13 protein-coding genes and 2 pseudogenes are annotated in these 20,029 nt (G+C 38.2%); 8 read left to right on the forward strand and 7 right to left on the reverse strand.

Features of this window, described 5'->3' with window-relative positions; genetic code table 11:
- Positions 1 to 292: 292 nt before the first annotated feature.
- Entirely contained in the window at positions 293 to 751 is a 459-nt protein-coding gene (locus D5R40_RS21335; RefSeq protein WP_124146003.1) for an SRPBCC family protein, read from the reverse strand.
- A gap of 80 nt (positions 752 to 831) precedes the next feature.
- Between D5R40_RS21335 and D5R40_RS21340 the strand changes: the two genes are divergently transcribed.
- A complete protein-coding gene (locus D5R40_RS21340) occupies positions 832 to 2,487 on the forward strand; it encodes a mechanosensitive ion channel (protein ID WP_124146002.1) in 1,656 nt (551 codons plus the stop codon).
- A 301-nt stretch (positions 2,488 to 2,788) separates the two neighbouring features.
- Here D5R40_RS21340 and D5R40_RS35755 read toward each other — a convergent pair whose 3' ends face one another.
- The 4 genes from D5R40_RS35755 to D5R40_RS21355 all read right to left on the reverse strand — a co-directional run bounded on the left by D5R40_RS35755 (position 2,789) and on the right by D5R40_RS21355 (position 7,423).
- Complete coding sequence (locus D5R40_RS35755; protein WP_375339400.1) at positions 2,789 to 2,965, reverse strand: DUF6887 family protein; 177 nt, start codon at positions 2,963 to 2,965, stop codon at positions 2,789 to 2,791.
- Between the two features lie 390 nt (positions 2,966 to 3,355).
- Positions 3,356 to 4,786, reverse strand: a complete 1,431-nt coding sequence (locus tag D5R40_RS21345) for a GTP-binding protein (RefSeq protein WP_124155166.1) — start codon at positions 4,784 to 4,786, stop codon at positions 3,356 to 3,358.
- A gap of 422 nt (positions 4,787 to 5,208) precedes the next feature.
- Complete coding sequence (rpsU, locus tag D5R40_RS21350; RefSeq protein ID WP_124146000.1) at positions 5,209 to 5,382, reverse strand: 30S ribosomal protein S21; 174 nt, start codon at positions 5,380 to 5,382, stop codon at positions 5,209 to 5,211.
- A gap of 715 nt (positions 5,383 to 6,097) precedes the next feature.
- Positions 6,098 to 7,423, reverse strand: a complete 1,326-nt coding sequence (locus tag D5R40_RS21355) for a Sll1247 family protein (RefSeq protein ID WP_124155167.1) — start codon at positions 7,421 to 7,423, stop codon at positions 6,098 to 6,100.
- Positions 7,424 to 8,045: 622 nt separating this feature from the next.
- On the opposite strand from D5R40_RS21355, the gene D5R40_RS21360 reads away from it, so the two are divergent.
- The 3 genes from D5R40_RS21360 (at position 8,046) to D5R40_RS21370 (ending at position 12,679) form a co-directional block, all read left to right on the forward strand.
- Complete coding sequence (locus tag D5R40_RS21360) at positions 8,046 to 9,455, forward strand: UDP-N-acetylmuramoyl-tripeptide--D-alanyl-D-alanine ligase (RefSeq protein ID WP_124145998.1); 1,410 nt, start codon at positions 8,046 to 8,048, stop codon at positions 9,453 to 9,455.
- 543 nt (positions 9,456 to 9,998) lie between these two features.
- Complete coding sequence (locus D5R40_RS21365) at positions 9,999 to 11,363, forward strand: hypothetical protein (protein WP_124155168.1); 1,365 nt, start codon at positions 9,999 to 10,001, stop codon at positions 11,361 to 11,363.
- Positions 11,364 to 11,473: 110 nt separating this feature from the next.
- Entirely contained in the window at positions 11,474 to 12,679 is a 1,206-nt protein-coding gene (locus D5R40_RS21370; RefSeq protein WP_124145996.1) for a DUF1214 domain-containing protein, read from the forward strand.
- 515 nt (positions 12,680 to 13,194) lie between these two features.
- Here the strand turns inward: D5R40_RS21370 and D5R40_RS43530 are convergent.
- Positions 13,195 to 13,724: pseudogene (locus tag D5R40_RS43530) on the reverse strand (IS1 family transposase); the annotation flags it as partial.
- Between the two features lie 274 nt (positions 13,725 to 13,998).
- Positions 13,999 to 16,353, reverse strand: coding sequence for a GAF domain-containing protein (locus D5R40_RS21380; RefSeq protein WP_124155170.1), 2,355 nt, complete (start codon positions 16,351 to 16,353; stop codon positions 13,999 to 14,001).
- A gap of 965 nt (positions 16,354 to 17,318) precedes the next feature.
- Between D5R40_RS21380 and ffh the strand changes: the two genes are divergently transcribed.
- The 4 genes and pseudogenes from ffh to D5R40_RS21400 form a co-directional block, all read left to right on the forward strand.
- Positions 17,319 to 18,770 carry a signal recognition particle protein gene (gene ffh / locus D5R40_RS21385; RefSeq protein ID WP_124145993.1) on the forward strand — a complete coding sequence of 484 codons (1,452 nt, stop codon included), beginning with the start codon at positions 17,319 to 17,321 and terminating at the stop codon, positions 18,768 to 18,770.
- Between the two features lie 142 nt (positions 18,771 to 18,912).
- A pseudogene (rpsP, locus tag D5R40_RS41330) lies at positions 18,913 to 19,182 on the forward strand (30S ribosomal protein S16); the annotation flags it as partial.
- Positions 19,183 to 19,273: 91 nt separating this feature from the next.
- Positions 19,274 to 19,753, forward strand: coding sequence for a KH domain-containing protein (locus D5R40_RS21395; protein WP_192901299.1), 480 nt, complete (start codon positions 19,274 to 19,276; stop codon positions 19,751 to 19,753).
- Positions 19,754 to 19,837: 84 nt separating this feature from the next.
- A partial coding sequence (locus D5R40_RS21400) for a hypothetical protein (protein WP_134239623.1) occupies positions 19,838 to 20,029 on the forward strand: 192 nt, incomplete at its 3' end.

The raw sequence follows: 20,029 nt of genomic DNA on the forward strand, positions 1-20,029 counted from the left end.
TTCTGCCCAACTATGCGCCTAAAATACGCTCCTTTTTGAGCGTGAAGAGCTGAAAACCAGGTACTTTTTTCGACCCAAAAAAGGCTAAAACCTTTATCTGTAAATACTTTTAGATTTAATCAGCAAGCCCTAGTTAAGTATTATCTAAGATTGACAGAGCTTTTAATCCCCTGTTATCATCAGACTTTTTTTGAGGATTCAGGTTAATTATCTGTTAACAATTTAGGTTTCCCGCTCCGTTTATACGCCCCGTCTCACCGTTAAATCTCGCGATTATAACTGGAGTCCTCTTTCAACATTTATAATAGTATTGTTCTTCTGCTACTCTCTTCAAACGTCGCAGTTGAGCTTCCATATCTGCTTTTGTCCATGAGGCAGCAAACTTATTAAAACCGAATTGAATTACAGGATTCGGTATCTCAAATTCAAAACGATTTAATAAACAAGTACCTTCAGCTTCTGGTTGACATTCCCAGCGATCTCGACCTCGAAAAAAGCCCTTAAACTCCCAGACAATTAAACCAGGTTCTCGTTCTACCACAACACTATCTAAAGATGGATATAAAAAGGGAATATTTATGATAAATCTACTACGACTTCCCACAAATGTATCCCATTTGCCCACAGGTTCACAACGTAACATTGGATTTAACCACTTGTGCATAAGAATGTTATTAGTAATACAATCCTCTACAATAGTGGCACTGGCACGAATTAAAATAAATTGCTGAAAAACTTGACTAAATGACATAGTTACCTTCAAGCTATAAGGCATATATTGGTAATCTCATCAGGTTGCTAATTTAAAGGTCACATTAACCCAAAAAAAGCATGAATGGCACTTGGCAAATTATTACACAATCAATCAGTGAGCCAATTCAGGCTAATTTGATGTTAGCCTCAAATATTTTGGCACAAACTGAAGCAAATCCTGTAAATATAGTGTCCCAAAATTTTACAGCAATTGCAATTTTGGACATAGTAACAGCAATTGCAATTCTAGTTGTAGGCTGGATAGTGGCTTGGATTCTCTCCAGCTTCCTTGGAGGACTATTCAAGAAGACCAAAATCGATAACAAAATTGCTGGTTGGGTAACGGGTAGTCAAGAACAAGCTCAGAATTTACCAGTGGAGAAATGGATCTCCTCTTTGATTTTCTGGATCATCATGATCTTTGTTCTGATAGCTTTCTTCGATAAGCTCAACCTCACCGCAGTTTCTGAACCTCTCAATGCTTTCCTGACCGAAATAACTAGCTTCTTACCTAATGTAGCAGCTGCCCTAATTTGGCTAGGTATTGCCTGGTTAGTGGCAACTATAGCTAAATTAGCAGTTACTAAAGGACTGAGGACATTTGGTTTAGATGACCGTCTGAACCAGCAAGTTAGTGATGGACAAACAGAAAATCAAGTGCAAATTAGCGATACTATTGCTAATGCTATCTATTGGTTGATTTTCTTGTTATTCTTGCCTGTAATCCTGGAAGCTTTACAACTACAGATTGCACTACAACCTGTTCAGAACATTGTTGACCAAATCCTGCAGTCTCTTCCCAGAATTCTCAAGGCTGTTATTCTAGCTGGAGTAGGTTGGTTAGTTGCTACTGTGGTTAAGAAAGTTGTTACTAATCTTCTGGCTGCTACAGGTGTAGACCAAATAGGTAGTAGGTTTGGTATGAGTCAAACTACTGGGGGTCAAAATCTTTCTTCCATTATTGGCACAGTTGTTTATGTTCTGATATTGATTCCTGTAGCGATCGCTGCTCTGAGCGCTCTGGATATTTTGGCCATTACTACTCCAGCAGTGGCGATGCTCAATGATATTCTGACGTTTATACCGAAAATCTTTGCTGCTGCTGTGATTTTGGTAGTTGCTTATTTTGTTGGTAGATTTGTTAGTGATTTAGTTACTAATCTTCTGACTAGCGTTGGTTTCAATAACCTTTTCAACTGGCTTGGTTTAAGTTCAACACAACCAGCTTCTGATCCAAATGCTACTGTAATTCAGGGTGAACCTGGTACTCCTGGGGCTAAACCTACTGCACGGACTCCTTCAGAAATTGCTGGTATTGTAGCTTTTGTGGGTATTATCCTTTTTGCCACAGTTTCAGCTACCCAGATTATGGAGTTGGAAGCTCTGACCTTAATTGTCAATGTTGTAATTTATATTGCAGGTCGGGTTCTTTATGGTTTAGTAGTATTGGCTATAGGTCTATACTTGGCTAACCTTGCTTATAATTTAATCACCAGTTCTGGCAATTCTCAAGCTAGACTTTTGGGCCAGCTAGCTCGAATTGGGATTATTGTATTAGTCTCAGCTATGGCTTTGCAACAAATGGGAATTGCTCCTAGTATTGTGAATCTAGCTTTTGGACTTTTCATGGGAGCAATGGCAGTAGCTATTGCTTTAGCTTTTGGTTTAGGAGGACGAGATATTGCTTCTTCTAAAATTCAAGAATGGTTAGAGCAGTTCAAAAATAAGAAATAATAAGTAGTTAAAGCTACTGCAAAAGTATTGTATTGGGGAGAGTAGAAAAAATTTTAAAGATTTTAATCATCCTCTCTCCACCGTAAGCATTCAGCGGTCAGCTATCAGCTATCAGCTTTATTACCTTTAGTGGACAATTTAAGCTTGTTGTTCTTGTACTTCAATTCTTCGTATAAAAATGTAGTAGAAGTTAACAAAATGCTTGCTTCATTCATTAAAAAGCTGACTACGAGAGCATTCCGTAGGAATAGCTGACTGCTAATAGCTGAATGCTTACTCTCCACCTAGTCAAAATCTCAAACTATTGCCATGCATCAATAACTAAACTATTGTGCTTTTTGTCTGCCAAAATTTCGGATAAATTATCTATTTTTTTTTCTGATAAAGTTCTTTGTAGTTTTTCTTTGAGAGGATCTAACAAAGCATAAAATGTCTCCATATTCTCTAGGTGAACCAGAACATAATTTCTGAATTCAATTTACTCATTGTTGGAAAATTAGCCTTGATCACAGAATTTTTACCTCTGTAGCAGGAATAATTAATATTTGGATATCCTCCACAGCTAAAATAAAAATATCTTCTGTTTTCTTCATAGTGAGGTAAAGTTTGAGACTAATCTATAATTTTTATTCATTCCTTGTTCCCTATTTCCTATTCCCTATTCCCTAAAAGAATAAAACTTTTTACCTTATCAACTCGAAAACTGCTGTAATTTAATCAGGTAATTTTGCCCCGCACTCTGAAAGAAACATGATGTGTAAAATCTTTCAATGATTCAAATTATTCGTAACATTCTTCTTTCACACTTTACTATTACTCTGCAATACTATTTTTTCGTTAGTAAAACTTTCCTGATTTTGCTATTTTGCTATTGCTGATTACTGAAATTTTTGATGTTTAACTTAGCTATTAACTCTTCCTTAATTCGACCCATAATTGAAGTTTCATCCAGAGATTCTAAAATATGACTCACTACAGCTTTTGGACCTTCTTCTCCCCAAGATGCACCATTAGCAAGATAAGTTTTGCTTACTTGTCCAATTCCATAAGATGATAAACCTGCCACTGCAGCTTGAGTTACCGCTACAGATAAATAAGGCGCTAAAGACAACCCACCAGTAGCAGGTGCAGCTAAACCCAATAATCCTTTCACAGAACTTAGTCCTAGATTTGCCACTAATTCACTAGCTGTAATGCCACCCATACTAATAGCTATCTTTTGCAGTAAATCTATTGCTCCGCTTTGGCTCATGCTTATACCATACAACTTTGATAAAGTCAATATCATAGCTACATCAATCACAGCTCCACTCAGAATATCTACCACAGTTACAGGGTTAAGAGCGATCGCCATGGCTTTGGCCATTACTGCTTTCCAGATTACTTGATTAGCACTTTGTTCGCGAATTTCTATTTTCCGACGCACCAACTGCTCGTTGACATTATCAGCATAGAGCATACTATTGAGAGCTACCAGAGATTTACCTTCTTGGTCTAAAATTTCTAATATTTTTAGCTTTAAATCTTCTATCTGGGGTTCCCCCCGCTCCATCTGTACTGTAATATTACTGTCAGGTTGTCGCAATACCTTAGCTACAAGTGGATAAGCTGCTGCCATGACTATTTCCTTGGGAGATAGTAGCTCACGGACTCGCTCATCTCGGATTTTATTGTATATAGCTAGTCTATCTGCTTCTGGATACTGGTCTATTTTATTAAATACCAACAACATCGGTTTACCAGCGTCTCGTAATTGGGAAAGAGCTTCATATTCTACTTGAGTAATATCTCCTGCCACAATAAACAAGAGTAAGTCTGCCTGCTTTGCCACCTGTCGGGCCATCAGTTCGCGAGTTTCTCCATCTACTTCATCAATACCGGGAGTATCGATCAGTTCAATTTGGGATATTCTGTAAGAAACTAGAGAGGTATCAGATGAGGGTTCTGTTTCTTCTAAGTTATCTTTCCCTAATTGCCATTGCTTAATTTCTGTAGTTTTGGTAACACCATGAATTGGGCCTGTTTCAAATACTTTTTCACCTAACAAAGCATTGAGAACTGAAGATTTACCTCTTCCTACCATACCGAATACGGCAATATGTACAGAGGCTTTTTCCAGTTTTTCTAACATTGATTCTAAACCAGAAATTTCTGAGTCTAATCCGGTTCTTTCTTCGGGAGTTAAATCTATATTATCTACGATTTCTTTTAAAGCATCTTTTGCATTGCGGATATTAAGTTCTGCTTGAATATCTGCAAAACTTAGTATTGTATTGTCTAGTTCTCGATATACATTCATTTCTGGATAGTTTTCATTTAATAATTAATTCCCTATTCTAGTTGTTGATTTCAACTTTATTGAATAAGGCAAAAGGCAGGAGGAGTGTCCCCTACCCACAGGGCTAATTCTTTGTCGTCAGAGAATATTTACAACTCTATATTTTTGGTTAACTAGTTCTAGCAAGATCTAGGAAATTTCAAAGGATACAATTTTTCTAAGCGTGACAATAAATTAACCCTACACCGTCAACGGAGGTGCTGAAAATTGTTTGGGGTTATCATACACGCGCGTGGTCTGTCGTTGACTATGCATAAGCAATTAGACCTTCTTCCTTCTTCCTTCTTCAAATTAGACATTACTAATATCATAAAATACTAGCTAAAGCTCTATAAAATTTATTTCAACACTTCTATAATATTTGCCACTGTAAATTTTTTGCTTTAATAAAATTGTTTTTGACGTCGTGCTGCTACTACCTTTTTCTTTCGTTTTTCCTGAGAAGTTTCAAAGTACCGACGTTTTTTCACATCTGCAAGGATACCTGCTCTAGAAACTTGACGCTTGAATCGCCGGAGGGCCAACTCTATACCTTCGTTTTTACCTAGTAATATCAAATCCGGTTAAACAACCATAGAATGGTTAAGTTAGGAGGAGTCAACCCACCCCTCGCCCCTCCCAGGAGGGGAAGTCAGGAGTCAGGAGTCAGGAGAAGAAAGAATTACAAAGATGAGCGTAGTTATGACGATTGAAGATTTTTTTTATGTCCAATTAAACGGATTTGATATAACACTTGGGTCATTACTTTTTCTTTTTGTCTTTACTTAACCTATGCTTAGTATTTAACTACCCACAGCTACAAGCTAAGAGGTTATCTAATTATTTATTATTTATAATACGATAGCTAAATTAGGCAACATATTTAATCTTTTTAATGTTTACCGTATTTTTTATTTATTTTATCATTTTCTTTGTGGGTTTAATACCCCACCGTCAACGGGGGTGTTCACGCATTACTTGGGGGAGCGAATCCCCATGTAATTTTCCTCCTGTCTCCTGTCTCCTGTCTCCTGTCTCCTTCTTCAAATATTTAGATTAACTATAATTCCATCATGTAAATGATACTTGAAAACTTTACTCTGAGCTTTATTTTAACATTGCAATATTATTCCTAATGTTAACTTAGCTTATTCTAGATTTCGGAAGCTTTAACAGCTTTTAGTAGCTCTGTTTAAGTCCCCGGTTTCTTCTATAAACCGGAAGGTGCGCGGAGGGGTTAAAATCTCCTTCTAAACATTTACTGCTGAGTGCTGATTGCTTATTTAAAATATTCTAACGAATCAAAGATAAATCAACCCTACCAAAGTTAGTACTTAAAGCAACCTGCATATTTTCTAGAGCTTTAACTAACCACATAACTGTTTCTCTAGTATGTGATTCGTAATGGTTAAATAGTATAGAAAATCGTTTTTCTAGGTATGGTTTGACTCTATAGCAGACCAAAACTATTTTCAGTAAAAGGCCAGTTGTTGTGATCGGACCCAGGTTACCCATTAGATTGAGAAATAGAAAGTGTTGTGGTTTTTGGGTACTTTCTACAACTAGATATCCTAACATTTGATTACAAGTTCTCATCAGCAAAAAGTCATTAAACTGTTTGTCATTACTGTGAGACATAGTATTTTTTAGCTGCTTATATAGTTTATCTTGAAACTGATGCTTAATAGATTTGGAATCTACATCAAAAGATGTACTTAAATATTCATAGAAACTTTCTTTAAAAGAACGATAGGATTGAGGTTGTCTGACATGGGTTAGGAAACTTTTTGCATTATCTCGATAGTTATTACCATTTTCAACTTTACCTACAAATTTTTTAATTGCTGATAATACTTCCCGCTCGCTCAAAAGAGTAGGATTTTGAATATTGTTGGTGCCTTCCCAAGGAAATGCTGTCAAGTTTGAAAGTGCAGCTTCTCTTTCAGAGGCAGTTGTTACTACTCTCTGTCTAATTTTATGAGTTACATATTTGGATAAGTCTATTTCAAATTTTCTTTGTTTGTGTCGTTGAATTTTTCTGATAACTTGTTGGTATTCATAACTACTATCTGGGGTAACTAAACAATGTTGGTATATGTAAGGATAGCGTGGAATTAGAGTTCTTAAAGGTTGAGCTAGAGCACTATTAGTGTTTCTGCAACTTCCTGTTTGTTGGTTAATTAATTCTGTTAAGCGTTTTAAGGAGAGATATTGCTCGCTTCTTGTGAATGCTTGAACCAGTTCTAATAATTTCTTACTATTATGAGAACCGTAGTAGTGGCGGCGTGCTGGTTGATTTTCAACTCGAGCGAAAAGCTTCATTAAGTCTAGTAAAACATCTTTTTTATAGTTATATGGTTGTTTTCTATTGATAACTATATGACAGCAGCGATTTAAGATAAAATTAAAATCTTCTTCAATTTCTGGCAATGCTGTAATTCTATCTAGTGCTTGAGATATTTCTCTGTCAGGATATCCCGAACCATTAATAAATAACATTCTAAATCTTTCAATTACTTCTTTTGAAGACTTTAGATCTATCAATTGGATAAAATGGTTATAGATATCTTGTTCATCTTGAGATTTGTATTTGTTATATTCGTCCATAATATTTTTCATTTTATATACTTCCTACCTACTTTAAGATTTTTATCTTCCAGGGCTAGTTTGACGATTAATTAGCGTCTATAGTTTGTATAAAATTGTATATTTAATTCCAAATTTTAGGTTGATATTTACTTTACTATACTAGGTATAATTTTTATCTATAACTCAGTATTAAAACCCTTAGATTATTCTATACCTAACATCGATACCCTACAGTTGACTAAAACCCATAACTTTCATTATCTTAAAAACTTACTGAATTTGTGTGAAGTTTCAGTAAAGATTTTGCTTGATTAAAAACTCTCCTACATCGGTCAATTTTGATTTTACTGATTTATTAGTAGCATCTACTTCCAACTCCATACAAATTTTTCGTTACTGATTGTAATATACATAAGATAGTCTAAATTTTATTAATCCTTGCTCGGCAAAGTTTTAGTTATCTTGTCTGGTGTCAGCTCTAAATTATGACAAAATTTACCAAACTTAAAATTTTTTTTTCCCCTAGAGAATTATTTATACTTTTTATTTTTTCCTGATTGCTCAGTTAGCTCCAAAAAAATAAATTGACTTCAAAAATAATAAATACTCTAATATATGTATTATACATATTTGAGTAGGACTGCCAATCGTTATGGTCTGTCACATTACCTTATCTCAATTAATTGAAATCTTGGCTGCTACAACACTTAAAAATTTTCAGATTCCTGAAAAAACATTAATTACAGGCATAAATACAGACACTCGTAACTTACAATCTGGTGAAGGATTTGTGGCATTACGAGGTGAAAAGTTTGATGGCCATAAATTTGTGAAACAGGCAATAGAAAAAGGGGCTTCTTGCATCATTGTTGAGGAAGAATATACCTTAAAGGATAGAGTTACACAAGAGTCAAATAGCGTATCTATATTACAAGTAGAAAATACTTTAGAAGCTTACCAAAAAATTGCTCGTTGGTGGCGAGATAGGTTTGCTATTCCTGTAATCGCGGTCACAGGTTCAGTTGGTAAAACTACTACTAAGGAATTAATTGCTAAAGTCTTGGCTATTCAGGGTCAAGTGCTGAAAACTGAAGCTAACTATAATAATGAAATAGGTGTGCCTAAAACTCTACTAAGACTTTCCTCTGATGATAATTATGCTGTGGTAGAGATGGCAATGCGAGGACCAGGGGAAATAGCAGAATTAACACATATTGCCAATCCGACAATTGGCTTAATTACTAATGTTGGTACTGCTCATATTGGTCGTTTGGGTTCTGTTGAAGCGATCGCTGAAGCTAAGTGTGAATTATTAAGAGAAATGTCTAATAATAGTATTGCTATTCTGAATTATGATAATCAACGGTTGATAGAAACTGCGGCTAAGTTTTGGTCTGGAGAAACTTTTACTTATGGTTTAGAAGGTGGAGATTTACAGGGAAAATTAATTGGTTCTCAAACTATAAATGTTGAGGGTGTAGATTTACCTTTACCTTTACCTGGTAGTCATAATGCTTCTAATTATTTGGCAGCATTGGCAGTGTTGAAAGTGCTACATGGAAAAAATATTTCGACAAAAACTTTGTTTGAACCTTTGACTAATAATTTATCGGTTCAATTACCAGGAGGCAGGGCAAAAAGATATGATTTAGAGAATGATATTGTGATTTTAGATGAAAGTTATAATGCTGGTTTAGAGTCGATGATAGCTGCTCTGAATTTGTTAGTTGAAACTCCGGGAAAACGTCATATTGCTGTGTTGGGAACTATGAAAGAATTGGGAGATAAATCAGTTTTCTTCCATGAACAGGTTGGGAATGTTGTGCGAAATTTGAATATTAATGGTTTATTTATTTTGGCTGATTTTGAAGAAGCACAGGCAATGGCTATTGGTGCTGCTGGTTTGCAGTTTATAGAGGTAGAAAATATTAGTTATAATGATGTTCATCAGAAATTAGCAACACATTTGCAGGAGTTTTTACAACCAGGCGATCGGGTTCTTTTTAAGGCTTCTCATTCTGTAGAACTTAATAAAGTTGTTGAAATTTTAATTAATAAGTAATGCTATTTCGATGAATATGTATTAGGGAAATAGGGAAAATTTAAAGTCAAAAGTAAGATTTTAGAGGTTTTCAACCCCCAACCACTGAGAAGTTTCAAAACTTAATTTCCTTGGAATATCTTAAAATGGGTTCTATAAACATGATAAAATCAGTAAACAAATAAGGCTACTATTGCCCAGTTTCCCTACAAACTTTCACTTTGAAGCGAAGCTATGCGTCAGAAAAACTTTTGAGACTTTGTACTATCGATAGTATTGCGATGATTTAGTTCTACTTTATCAAGGGATCACTCAATGTATCATAAAATTCTTACTAAAGCGACAATCCTTGCAATAACAGTATTGCTGGTGATATTTGCTCCGGGAACGGCCCGTGCCGACCTCCCCCCTGTTAATCCCTGACTGATCCAGGAGAGTTTCTACCCGATAATTCATTTCAATGTTGCGCAAACAGACATAATCGAATTTCCTGCCTGGAAAGGTGAGGTCGAAGTAGAACCAGAGGATGTCACCTTTGCTCCCGGTGGTATTGGAAATACCGGTTTGGCATATCGAAAATACCCCGATGGCAGCGAGGTGATTTTTGTTTCGGGACTGGGACGGGTTGCCAAATATTTGTTTGATAATGGCGGACTTCAACTCGTCTCGGAAATTCAAATTCCCGGCTTTGAACAACAGTACCTGTCACAAGAAGAAACAGCGAGTCTGGTTGATGACCTTGATGCTGCAGAGACAGATGAGGAAACCTTACTCGCTCGTTTGCAACCGGTAGTGCGAGAGACTGGAATCAAAACGGAAAATTGGTCTAACGGCCTCTACACGATGATGGATGTGGATGGCTTTTACTACCCAGGGTATGGAACAGAACTGATAAAAGTCGGCGATATATCACCTGATGATCCTGCTTCTGAAATCGAAATTGTGAACTCCAGAGACCTTCGCCTGGATGCGCCTGAGGATTTGCAAGAGCAGATTAGCCGTTTCCTTGGGGTAAATATGACCTATGACGGAAAGATTGTAGTGGCCATGGCAGGAGCAATTGCGATTGTAGACCGCGATATGTCTAATGTCAAGATCGCCCCAATCCCTGGTGAAATTGTTGATAACGGCGTCAGTGTAGATGAGAAAGGTGGTATTTACGTCGTCACAGACCAGTACATGAGAAAACTCGTTTGGACTGGCACCGATATATCCCTAGAGGAAGCAGATGGCGCTTGGAAAGAACCCTATGACTGGGTGAAAAAAGAGGGGTCTCTTTCAAATGGCAGCGGCACGACCCCAACATTGCTGGGATTTGGAGAGGAAGAGGACAAACTTGTAATAATCGCCGATCAAGGCGATCCGGTAAAAGCAGTGGCTTTCTGGCGTGATGAAATACCAGAGGATGCCAAAAAAGTAGAAGGCGCGAAGACTCAGAGAACTGCTGCGTCTATTCCGCTTTCTTTTCCGGTTGCGACAACAATTGAATGGTCGCCGCACGTCTTCGGAAATGGCATGATGATGTTTGCTTCAGAGTTTCCCGAACCTGTCTACTTAGATGGAGAATTTGATCTAGTCTCAACTCAGGTGACCATGGGATTAACACGTCCAGCTCCTCGTGGTGCTGAAAAGTTCAGTTGGGATTGGGAGAAAAACGAATTCAAGAGTGATTGGGTCTATGACGAAAAGACTTTCACTTGGACGCTTTCGCCTGTTTCTGTCAAGGATGGCACGGCTTACCTTGCAACCGTAGGAGAGGGCGTGTACGGATTGGTTGGATTTGATTGGGAGACTGGAGAAAAGGTCGCTGACATCTCTTTCGGTCAGAGCGTCAAATTTAATACTGGTGGCACATTTGCAATGCCCACTCCTGATGGTGGCATCTATTTGACGGGAATATTCGGACCAGTTCGGATTGCTCCGCAGTAAATATTTGAGAAACATTTTCGGATTGCTCCGCAGTAAACATTTGAGAAACATTACTATACCTATATCTAATTCACGACCGGAAAACCAACCCCCGACAATACCAAATAACCATGAAAAAATTTACAGCTTGGGATGATTTCTCAAAACAAATTGGAGAACTAGGACCTTGGCTAATGAGCCAGGAAGGCGTACCTCAAGACGATCCGCAGATTCATTCGGATGGTTATCGCTACTTGGCGACATTGCTTAATGTTGGATTAGATATTCATTTGCTCAATGCCGATCCGGATCGTCCACAATGGACTGTCACTTTCACAAATTATGCTCGGTATGGTGGAGACCAACGAGACGGGACTTACCATTCCACCCAGATCGATCCATCCGGAGTCTACAGGATTATTGGTAAAGCTCAGGGCGGACTGCCGGCTACTGCAACGATTCAAACCATGTCGGGATGGTGGACACCCGGACTGCCCAACAAAACAGTGAAGACACAAAGTATTTTCGACTTCGATCTCGAGCCTGATGGAAGCTTTGAAATGATTATCGGTGGCCCCAGTCGAAGTGGGAATTACATGGAGCTGACACCAGATATTACCCATCTCATGGCGAGACAATATATTCCTGATGATTCGCGAGGAAATCTTTATGCTTTGAGGATTGATCGAATTGATCGGCCTCTGACAGTTCCCAAGGAATATGACAAGCCAGAAGCACTTGCCGAAAAGCTATCCAATGTCACAGGGTTCATTAAAAACTTGGCCTTGGCCTACCTTGACACGAGTCGTTTGGCGATTTCTATGCCTAATGCTCTTGAGCCTCTCCCGGATGACCTCAAGGCTGACCTTGGTGCCTCACAAGAAAATGAATACTATATAGGTTCCTGGAACCTTTCCGAAGACGAGGTGCTTCTTATCGAGATTGTTCCCACAGAAGCGGCCTACTGGTCAGTCGCTGCCCACAACTTTTGGTTTCAAGGGTTGGAGCATTCCTCAATTCCAGTGCAAATCAATAATCAAGACGTTGTGACAGATACCGATGGTAAGGTCCGAATTATTGTTTCTGAATTGGACCCGGGTTATGCTAACTGGATTGCGACAGGAGGACTGCGTATAGGAGTTCTAGCTGCCCGCTGGAACTTTAAAAAGGGGAATGAGAAGATCGAAACACGGACTGTAAAGATCGAGGCTCTTGATACATTTATGCTCCCAGACAGTCTCAAACTGAGTGCTAAGGAACGCGAACAGCAACTATACCACCAGGACGAGAATCCTCACCCGCTATCATCGCTAAGAATTACGGTAGTGCATCAGTAAAATGTGGGATAAGTGATTGAGTCCTACCAACTCCAAGGTGCGATTTTGGAGTTTTTAGAGGGTAACTCTTTGAGCAGAAGCAAATTTTTAGCAATAATTAACATTTAAGGGTTTGGCATCCGCGTACTGATTACTAATGGGACTTACACAAAATAGAAGTCGAAAATAGGCTCAAATATAGACAGAAAGAGGCTTTGACATCAAAAAGGCATAAATTCTTAATTACCAAGGGTTTTAGGCATTTTTAGGCCATTGACGTAATTCCTTTATCTAGACTGACACGAGCGCCATTTTTCGACCTAAAAATGTTTAAGTCCCACTAACTACTGACTACTAAATTGAAGTGAGGTTGTTCAACCGGACTTGATATTATATCATGTCTGGATAATACACAATCTATAAAACTATCAGATTGACGAGTTCAGTAGAAATACCTTTCTTACCTGATTTTCCCCAACCCCCGACTCCTGCTATCATAATAATAACTTTATGGCGTTGTCAGATTAAAAGATAAATTATAGGGACAGGGTGGGAACAGAGACCTCTTTAAACTTAAGGTAATGAATCAGTAGTTGAATTGAGTGCTTTAACATTTCAACAGACTTGGAATAGCACAAGGTTTTGCCATCTAACATAGCTCAGTAATGACGTAAAGGTGTATTTTCTTCCTCTACACCAGTCATGTAAGTCTTGCTCACAATCTGATCTCCTGCTGGAATAAATTTGCTATAAACTGGATTACCATCCCTCACCCAACAGCAGCTCCTCTGCCAGATTTGATTTTTTTTTCCAACAAAGGTTTCCAGTTGCTCCAATTCTCCTACCTCTGGGATAGTTTCTGCGCTCGTAAGCATCTGGTAGAAGTGTTCCCACGAGTTTAACCCCATCCATAATCGTTGTGCGTGAAACTCCTGTAATTCTCTCTATGGCACGAAAACCCATGCCATTAACATACATTTTCCAGCAGTTGCGTTTGGCATCATCACTATATCCGTATGGGTTGATATTCTGGGATCAATTGACGGCCACACTTGACACAGACATATAGCGCTGTGCGCAGGCAACAGCTCCGGAAGGCAACAGCTCCGGAAGGGGGAATAAAAAACCTATAATATAAGACTTTTAGCTACTGGACAGTTCTTGTAATTTGTAAATATGCCAGCGCACATTGCTATAATTTTGTTTACCTTTTCGCGTGACCATTTTTATGGATGTGGTAACTGTGGCATTCTGGACATTCCATTGCATTTTTCCTTGAACTTTACACGCTGATCATTCTCTCAATCATCTTCTTTTCTGACAACGCCAACTTTATCGACCTACTTAGTAGATGTAGCTTCTTCAGGCAACAGTACCTTTGCTCGAACAAACCGTAAACCACTTACTCCCTGTAGAGGTTCAACCAAACCACTCTCAAATTTATCCTCCACCCAACCTTCACGAACTAGATAACGGAAATACTGTTGATATTCTTGCCACTCTTCATCAGTAGAATAAACCACAGTCAACATCCCTGGCTGAGTTATCCGCTCCTTTGTTTCCTGATCCACACCTTTATCAATTCGCTTTTTAACAATTTCATAACGAATATCGCGACTACCTTTGACATCAAACAATCTTTCTGTACTTTCATTGTGATAAATATCAATTGTAGAATTCTGCACTAAGATCAGATGCACAACTCCCAAAGTAACTTCCTCAGATTCAGCTTTCAGGCGCAAAATTGTTCTAGCACAATCACAAATTGCTCGTAGTTGCTCATAACGCAAACTACAGAGATGAAATTGACTAAATTTAGGATTAATAGATTTCCCCAGATACATCATGTGGTCTATGCCATCGGTAGCCTCAAAATCACAATGGTGGGGTATAATTTGCTGCATCTGCTTTTGCCACTTTTCCCAAGTATTTTGAAGATGGTAGTTAATTTTGTGCAACATCTGGTCGTAGCGATCGCGAGCTTGATATACGCTATGATGTTCATTGCTACAAGCAGCTCGATAAGCTTCTACAGCAGTTTTAACAGCATCTCCACATTCCACAAAATAATCAAAGTAGATTTCTAAATGTAAATGTAGATAATCTCTCGCTGTAATTTCACTATCCACTGATACTTTTGCTTCTAGAGACTTAATATATTCCAACAGATCTTGCCGTAGTTGCTGACAAAAAGCACTATCTTTGATTTGACAAACAGTTTCGACAATTGTCAATCCTAAGCAAAATTGTGTCAGCAGATCGGTTTGAATTGCTCGATTGCGTTCGCTGGAAGATCCACGAATATCACAGATACCATAAAGAGGATAGACATCTTCAAAAACGATTATTTCTGGCGGTAATCCCCAACGACGGCGTTCTGCTTCTTGCAAAAATCGCCATTCAACTGCCGGGTGAATATTACGAATATTTGTGAACCGTTGTTGAATTGTTTGACGAACCGCAGTGGTTAAAGGTGAAATAAGTTCCTGAGCGTGTTTGTAATCAGAGGTATAAAAATTGTTGGGGAGCTTGCTAGTTAATCCTACTATTCCCAAAACTGCTTGAAGTCCAGAACTATCTTGTGGACAGGCAGCTTTAATTACTAGAGGAATTAGTAGCAAGGAGCGAACTCCTTTTTGATATAGATTTTGTTCACACTCAGTTTGACAATGTATCTTCAGGTCGGGAATATTCTGAATTTGATTATCTTTAACAGTTTTGAAGATTGGAGAATCCTGTAGACTCTGCGTGGAATATAGTCCAGGGTAGTTGCTTGTGGTTAAATACTCACTGCTGATAAATAATTTTAGTTGTTTTTCTCCTTCATTGCGCAGTAGAATCATATCATCTGCCCGGAATAGCGACCGCATTTGTTTGTCAATTTGCTGAAATTTTTCTTGCTGCATCAATGATTCTGGTTCTACTAACAGTTGAGTTAGTCTTCGTTTTTGTTCTTTAACAGTTACATCCAATCCTTCGAGTAAAAACAAACCCTCTAGTTGGAAATTTTCCAATTTTAACTGTTGGGCTAAAATTTCTAGATTTCCCGGTTGTATCAACCAAGCTATTTGTTCAGATGTTGACATTGATTGGAAATTGATATCTGTAAAATCGTCTACAGTTTTCTCAACTCTTTGTACTTTTTGTTGTGAGCAACAAAACCAGAATTCTATATACTGTGGTTCTGAGTTTTGTGGGCAATTAATGGTTGATATGATTGAATAATGTTGAAATTGTAGATTTGCTGTATTTATTTGATAAAGTTCTTTGAGTATCCAGTGCAAAATTTGCAGGCGGTAAATTTTTTCTAGTTCTGTTTTCTCCCAATCACTTACCAACTCATTCAGCTTAATGTTTTGCTTTGATTCTATTTCATCGATCTGATTCATTCCCATTAGCTGGCAAAAAGCATGATTAGCATATTTAATGCTGAGGTTACTTGGTTCTACAATTGCTGTTAATATTCTGCTTTGGTGTGGAAAATCTTCAAGTCGCTCTATTATTTGTCTCCAAATTTTTAGTTGATCGACTTGATTATGGTGATTGGATAGTTGAGATGCTAGAGCTTGCAATAGTTGCTCTATATTGATATCCTCACTGTTTTGATGGTTTGGGATGGAAGAAGTTTTCCCTGGTAAAGCTTTTGTATAATATTTGTTATGTTTATCTGTAATTTTTTGTTTGGAAGTATGCATCTGTTTTACACCTGATGTTTTGAATATTTATTTTATGTATCTATGAGAACCCATTTGGTCTCTTTGCACACGGTATGTGTTTTTGGCATAGAATTCAGAACTCAGTCCTGGTGAAGTCAGGAAATTCAGAAATAGAATAGGGGAAAAAGCAGATGCGACCCCGCGCCTTCGCACGGCGCAAGGGAACGCGCACCAAGCAGGTAGAAAAATGCTCCCATATCCCTATCTCCCCATCTCCCCATGTTTAAACTATATCAATTAGATAACTCTCAAATGGGTTATATATACGATCTTAAACTAGGCCGAGTTTTTAATAATAGGCCATAAAATCCAAGATCGAAGCTATATATCTGGACAAGTAAGCTTGATACTGGACAAATATTTACTGATAGGTTAATAATATTATGGGTAAAACCCCATAAAATGGAAACTATTGACAGAATATATACACTATGGTAAATATAATATAATTAAAGATAAAGATATAGATTAATATTTACGATTTGCTTGAATATTGAGTAGAGTTAAAGTTAGAAAATCGTGATTTATGTTGTTTTGAAGAAGTAAATTATATAATTTTTGTTTTGCTACAAAAAATGCCGAGAAATATTTTGTACTAAAAATATTGAAAGATATCCAACATTGCAGATATGAAAAAAATATGCACTGAATTTTCTATATATCTATGAAGAGCTGAATAAAAAACCAAAATAGTTATCGATTATGGAAATAGGAAATTAGGTTAGGAATAAAAGATTACATTGTTGTAAAAGAGAAAAAGCAATGATTTAACGAAAATTTTTTTTACTTTAAAGAAGCAATAAATAAAATTTAAACAGAAGCTAACTGTCTATATTCAGAACGCTTTGAATTTCACAGTTGGAAAAAAAGTTAGGTAAAAAAAAGAAAAAACCTTTCAGATGATATATAATAAAAAACTACTACTAGCTAGCTGAAATTGCTTTATGTTTGAAGCCCTTGCCGACCGCTTAGAAGTCGCCTGGAAAAAACTAAGGGGTCAAGATAAAATTACAGACTCCAATATTCAAGAAGCCCTACGAGAAGTCCGTCGTGCTCTATTAGAGGCAGATGTTAACTTACAGGTTGTGAAAGACTTTATAGCCGAGGTTAGCAATAAGGCTAAAGGGGCAGATGTATTAACAGGAGTAAGGCCAGATCAACAGTTCATCAAAATAGTCCATGATGAGCTAGTGCGCGTCATGGGAGAAACCAATGCTCCCCTAGCAAAAGCTGAACAAGCACCAACTATTGTTCTGATGGCAGGTTTACAAGGGACAGGTAAAACCACTGCCTCAGCTAAATTGGCCTTACATCTACGGAAGCAAGACAGAAGTACCTTGCTAGTAGCTACTGATATCTATAGACCTGCTGCTATAGACCAGCTAGTTACTCTAGGTAAGCAGATAGATGTATCCGTATTTGAATTAGGCATAGATATAGATCCTGTAGAAATTGCTCAAAAAGGTGTTGAAAAAGCAAAGACAGAGGGCATAGATACTGTAATTATAGATACAGCAGGTCGGCTACAGATTGACCAAGATATGATGGCGGAGCTCGCCAAAATTAAAGCAGCAGTTAAGCCCCAAGAAACATTGCTAGTAGTGGATGCAATGACAGGTCAAGAAGCGGCAACATTAACCCGTACCTTCAACGATCAAATTGGGATTACAGGGGCAATCCTCACAAAAATGGACGGGGATACAAGAGGTGGGGCAGCATTATCAGTACGTAGAATTTCTGGTCAGCCCATAAAATTTGTGGGGGTGGGAGAAAAAGTAGAAGCCCTACAACCTTTCTACCCAGAGAGGATGGCTTCTCGGATTCTGGGGATGGGAGATGTACTGACCCTGGTAGAAAAAGCTCAGGAAGAGTTTGACATAGCTGATGCAGAAAAAATGCAAGAGAAAATTCTCTCAGCTAAGTTTGACTTTACTGACTTCCTGAAGCAAACGCGACTGATGAAGAACATGGGTTCTCTGGGAGGAATTATGAAATTAATTCCTGGAATGAATAAATTGAGTGACGATCAGTTACAGCAGGGAGAAACTCAACTCAAACGCTGTGAGTCAATGATTAATTCAATGACAAAGCAAGAGCGCCAAACCCCAGAACTTTTAGCCAAGTCTCCTTCTCGACGAAAACGTATTGCTCGTGGTTCAGGTTATGCTGAAAAAGATGTTAGTAAACTGGTGAGTGACTTCCAAAAAATGCGATCGCTCATGCAACAAATGGGCCAAGGAGGAATGCCAGGTATGGGGATGCCAGGAATGCCAGGTATGGGGATGCCAGGAATGCTAGGAGGCAGAACACCTCCAGGATTGCCAAACTACCCCGGTATGGGTGGTGGCAAAAAGAAAAAGAAACAGAAAAAGAAAAAGGGCTTTGGGCAACTTTAAGAATACGGTAGCAGGTATTAAGAGTCCTAAAATATAAATATATGGTGGCAAACTGTAAATTTGACAAAAGATGCCTAATAATTTCTTCGTTACCATGAAACATAATAGCTTACAATTCCAAACAGGAGTATAATCACTCGAAATGATCAAACTGCGATTAAAGAAATATGGAAAAAAACGGGAGACTAGCTACCGGATAGTAGCAATGAACAGCAGTTCCCGACGTGATGGCCGTCCATTAGAAGAACTCGGCTTTTACAATCCCAGAACAGATGAAACTAGGCTAGATGTACCAGGAATTACCAGACGTCTTGAACAAGGCGCTCAACCAACACAAACAGTGCGTGACATATTGAGAAAAGCTAATGTCCTTGAATCACCAAGAACCGGAATTAACACCCAAGAGAACGTATCAGTTTCCCATGCAGAATCAACAGAAGCCATTGCCAATAATCAACCAAGCGAAGAAACTGCCAATACCGAAGCCAGCCAAACCAGTGACAGTGAGTCAACTGAAACAGCAGCTACCGAGTCTGAGGAATAATTCTCACTCAGCTAACCCTGATTACGCGGAAATAGTAAGATTTTTAATTGAGCCATTTCTAGATTCACCAGAGTCTTTACGAGTGGACTGTGAAGTAAATCCTCGGCAAGCAAAAGCCTGGATTCGTCTAGCTTTTGATGAACTCGAAAAAGGACGAGTATATGGTCGTGGAGGACGTAATATCCAAGCGGTTCGTACTGTGTTAGCAGCATTAGCTCAAACAGCAGGTCAATCTGTGCATTTGGAGATATACGAAGACCATTCAGAGACACCACGCCCTTCTCCTTCTTACTCTGATAGCAATCGAGAAGAAGGGACTTATGATAGAAAGACTATGCCAATTAGTCGCCCATCCTACAACAGACAAAGAGTATCTCGTAGTCGTAGTACAACTCCAAGTCCAATTATATATAAACGAGACGATCGTGGAATGAGGTAAAAATTATCACAATGCCACCACTAAAACTTTTATTAGGAATAGTGGGGCATTACTTTCATTATTCTAAGATTGGAGGACTATTTATTGATAAAAATATATAGATGGTTTCCTAGTTTAAAAACCGATAAGATAAATTTGCGTTGGGCGGTCATTGAGCAACTTGCTTTGCTACTGCCAACAACTGTGACAGCCTTTGGGTTATCTAGTGCTAGCACTTGGTTGAAGAAGGAGACAGGAGACAGGAGACAGGAGACAGGAGGAAAATTACATGGGGAT

The organism is Okeania hirsuta, from assembly GCF_003838195.1.
Lineage (GTDB): Bacteria > Cyanobacteriota > Cyanobacteriia > Cyanobacteriales > Microcoleaceae > Okeania > Okeania hirsuta.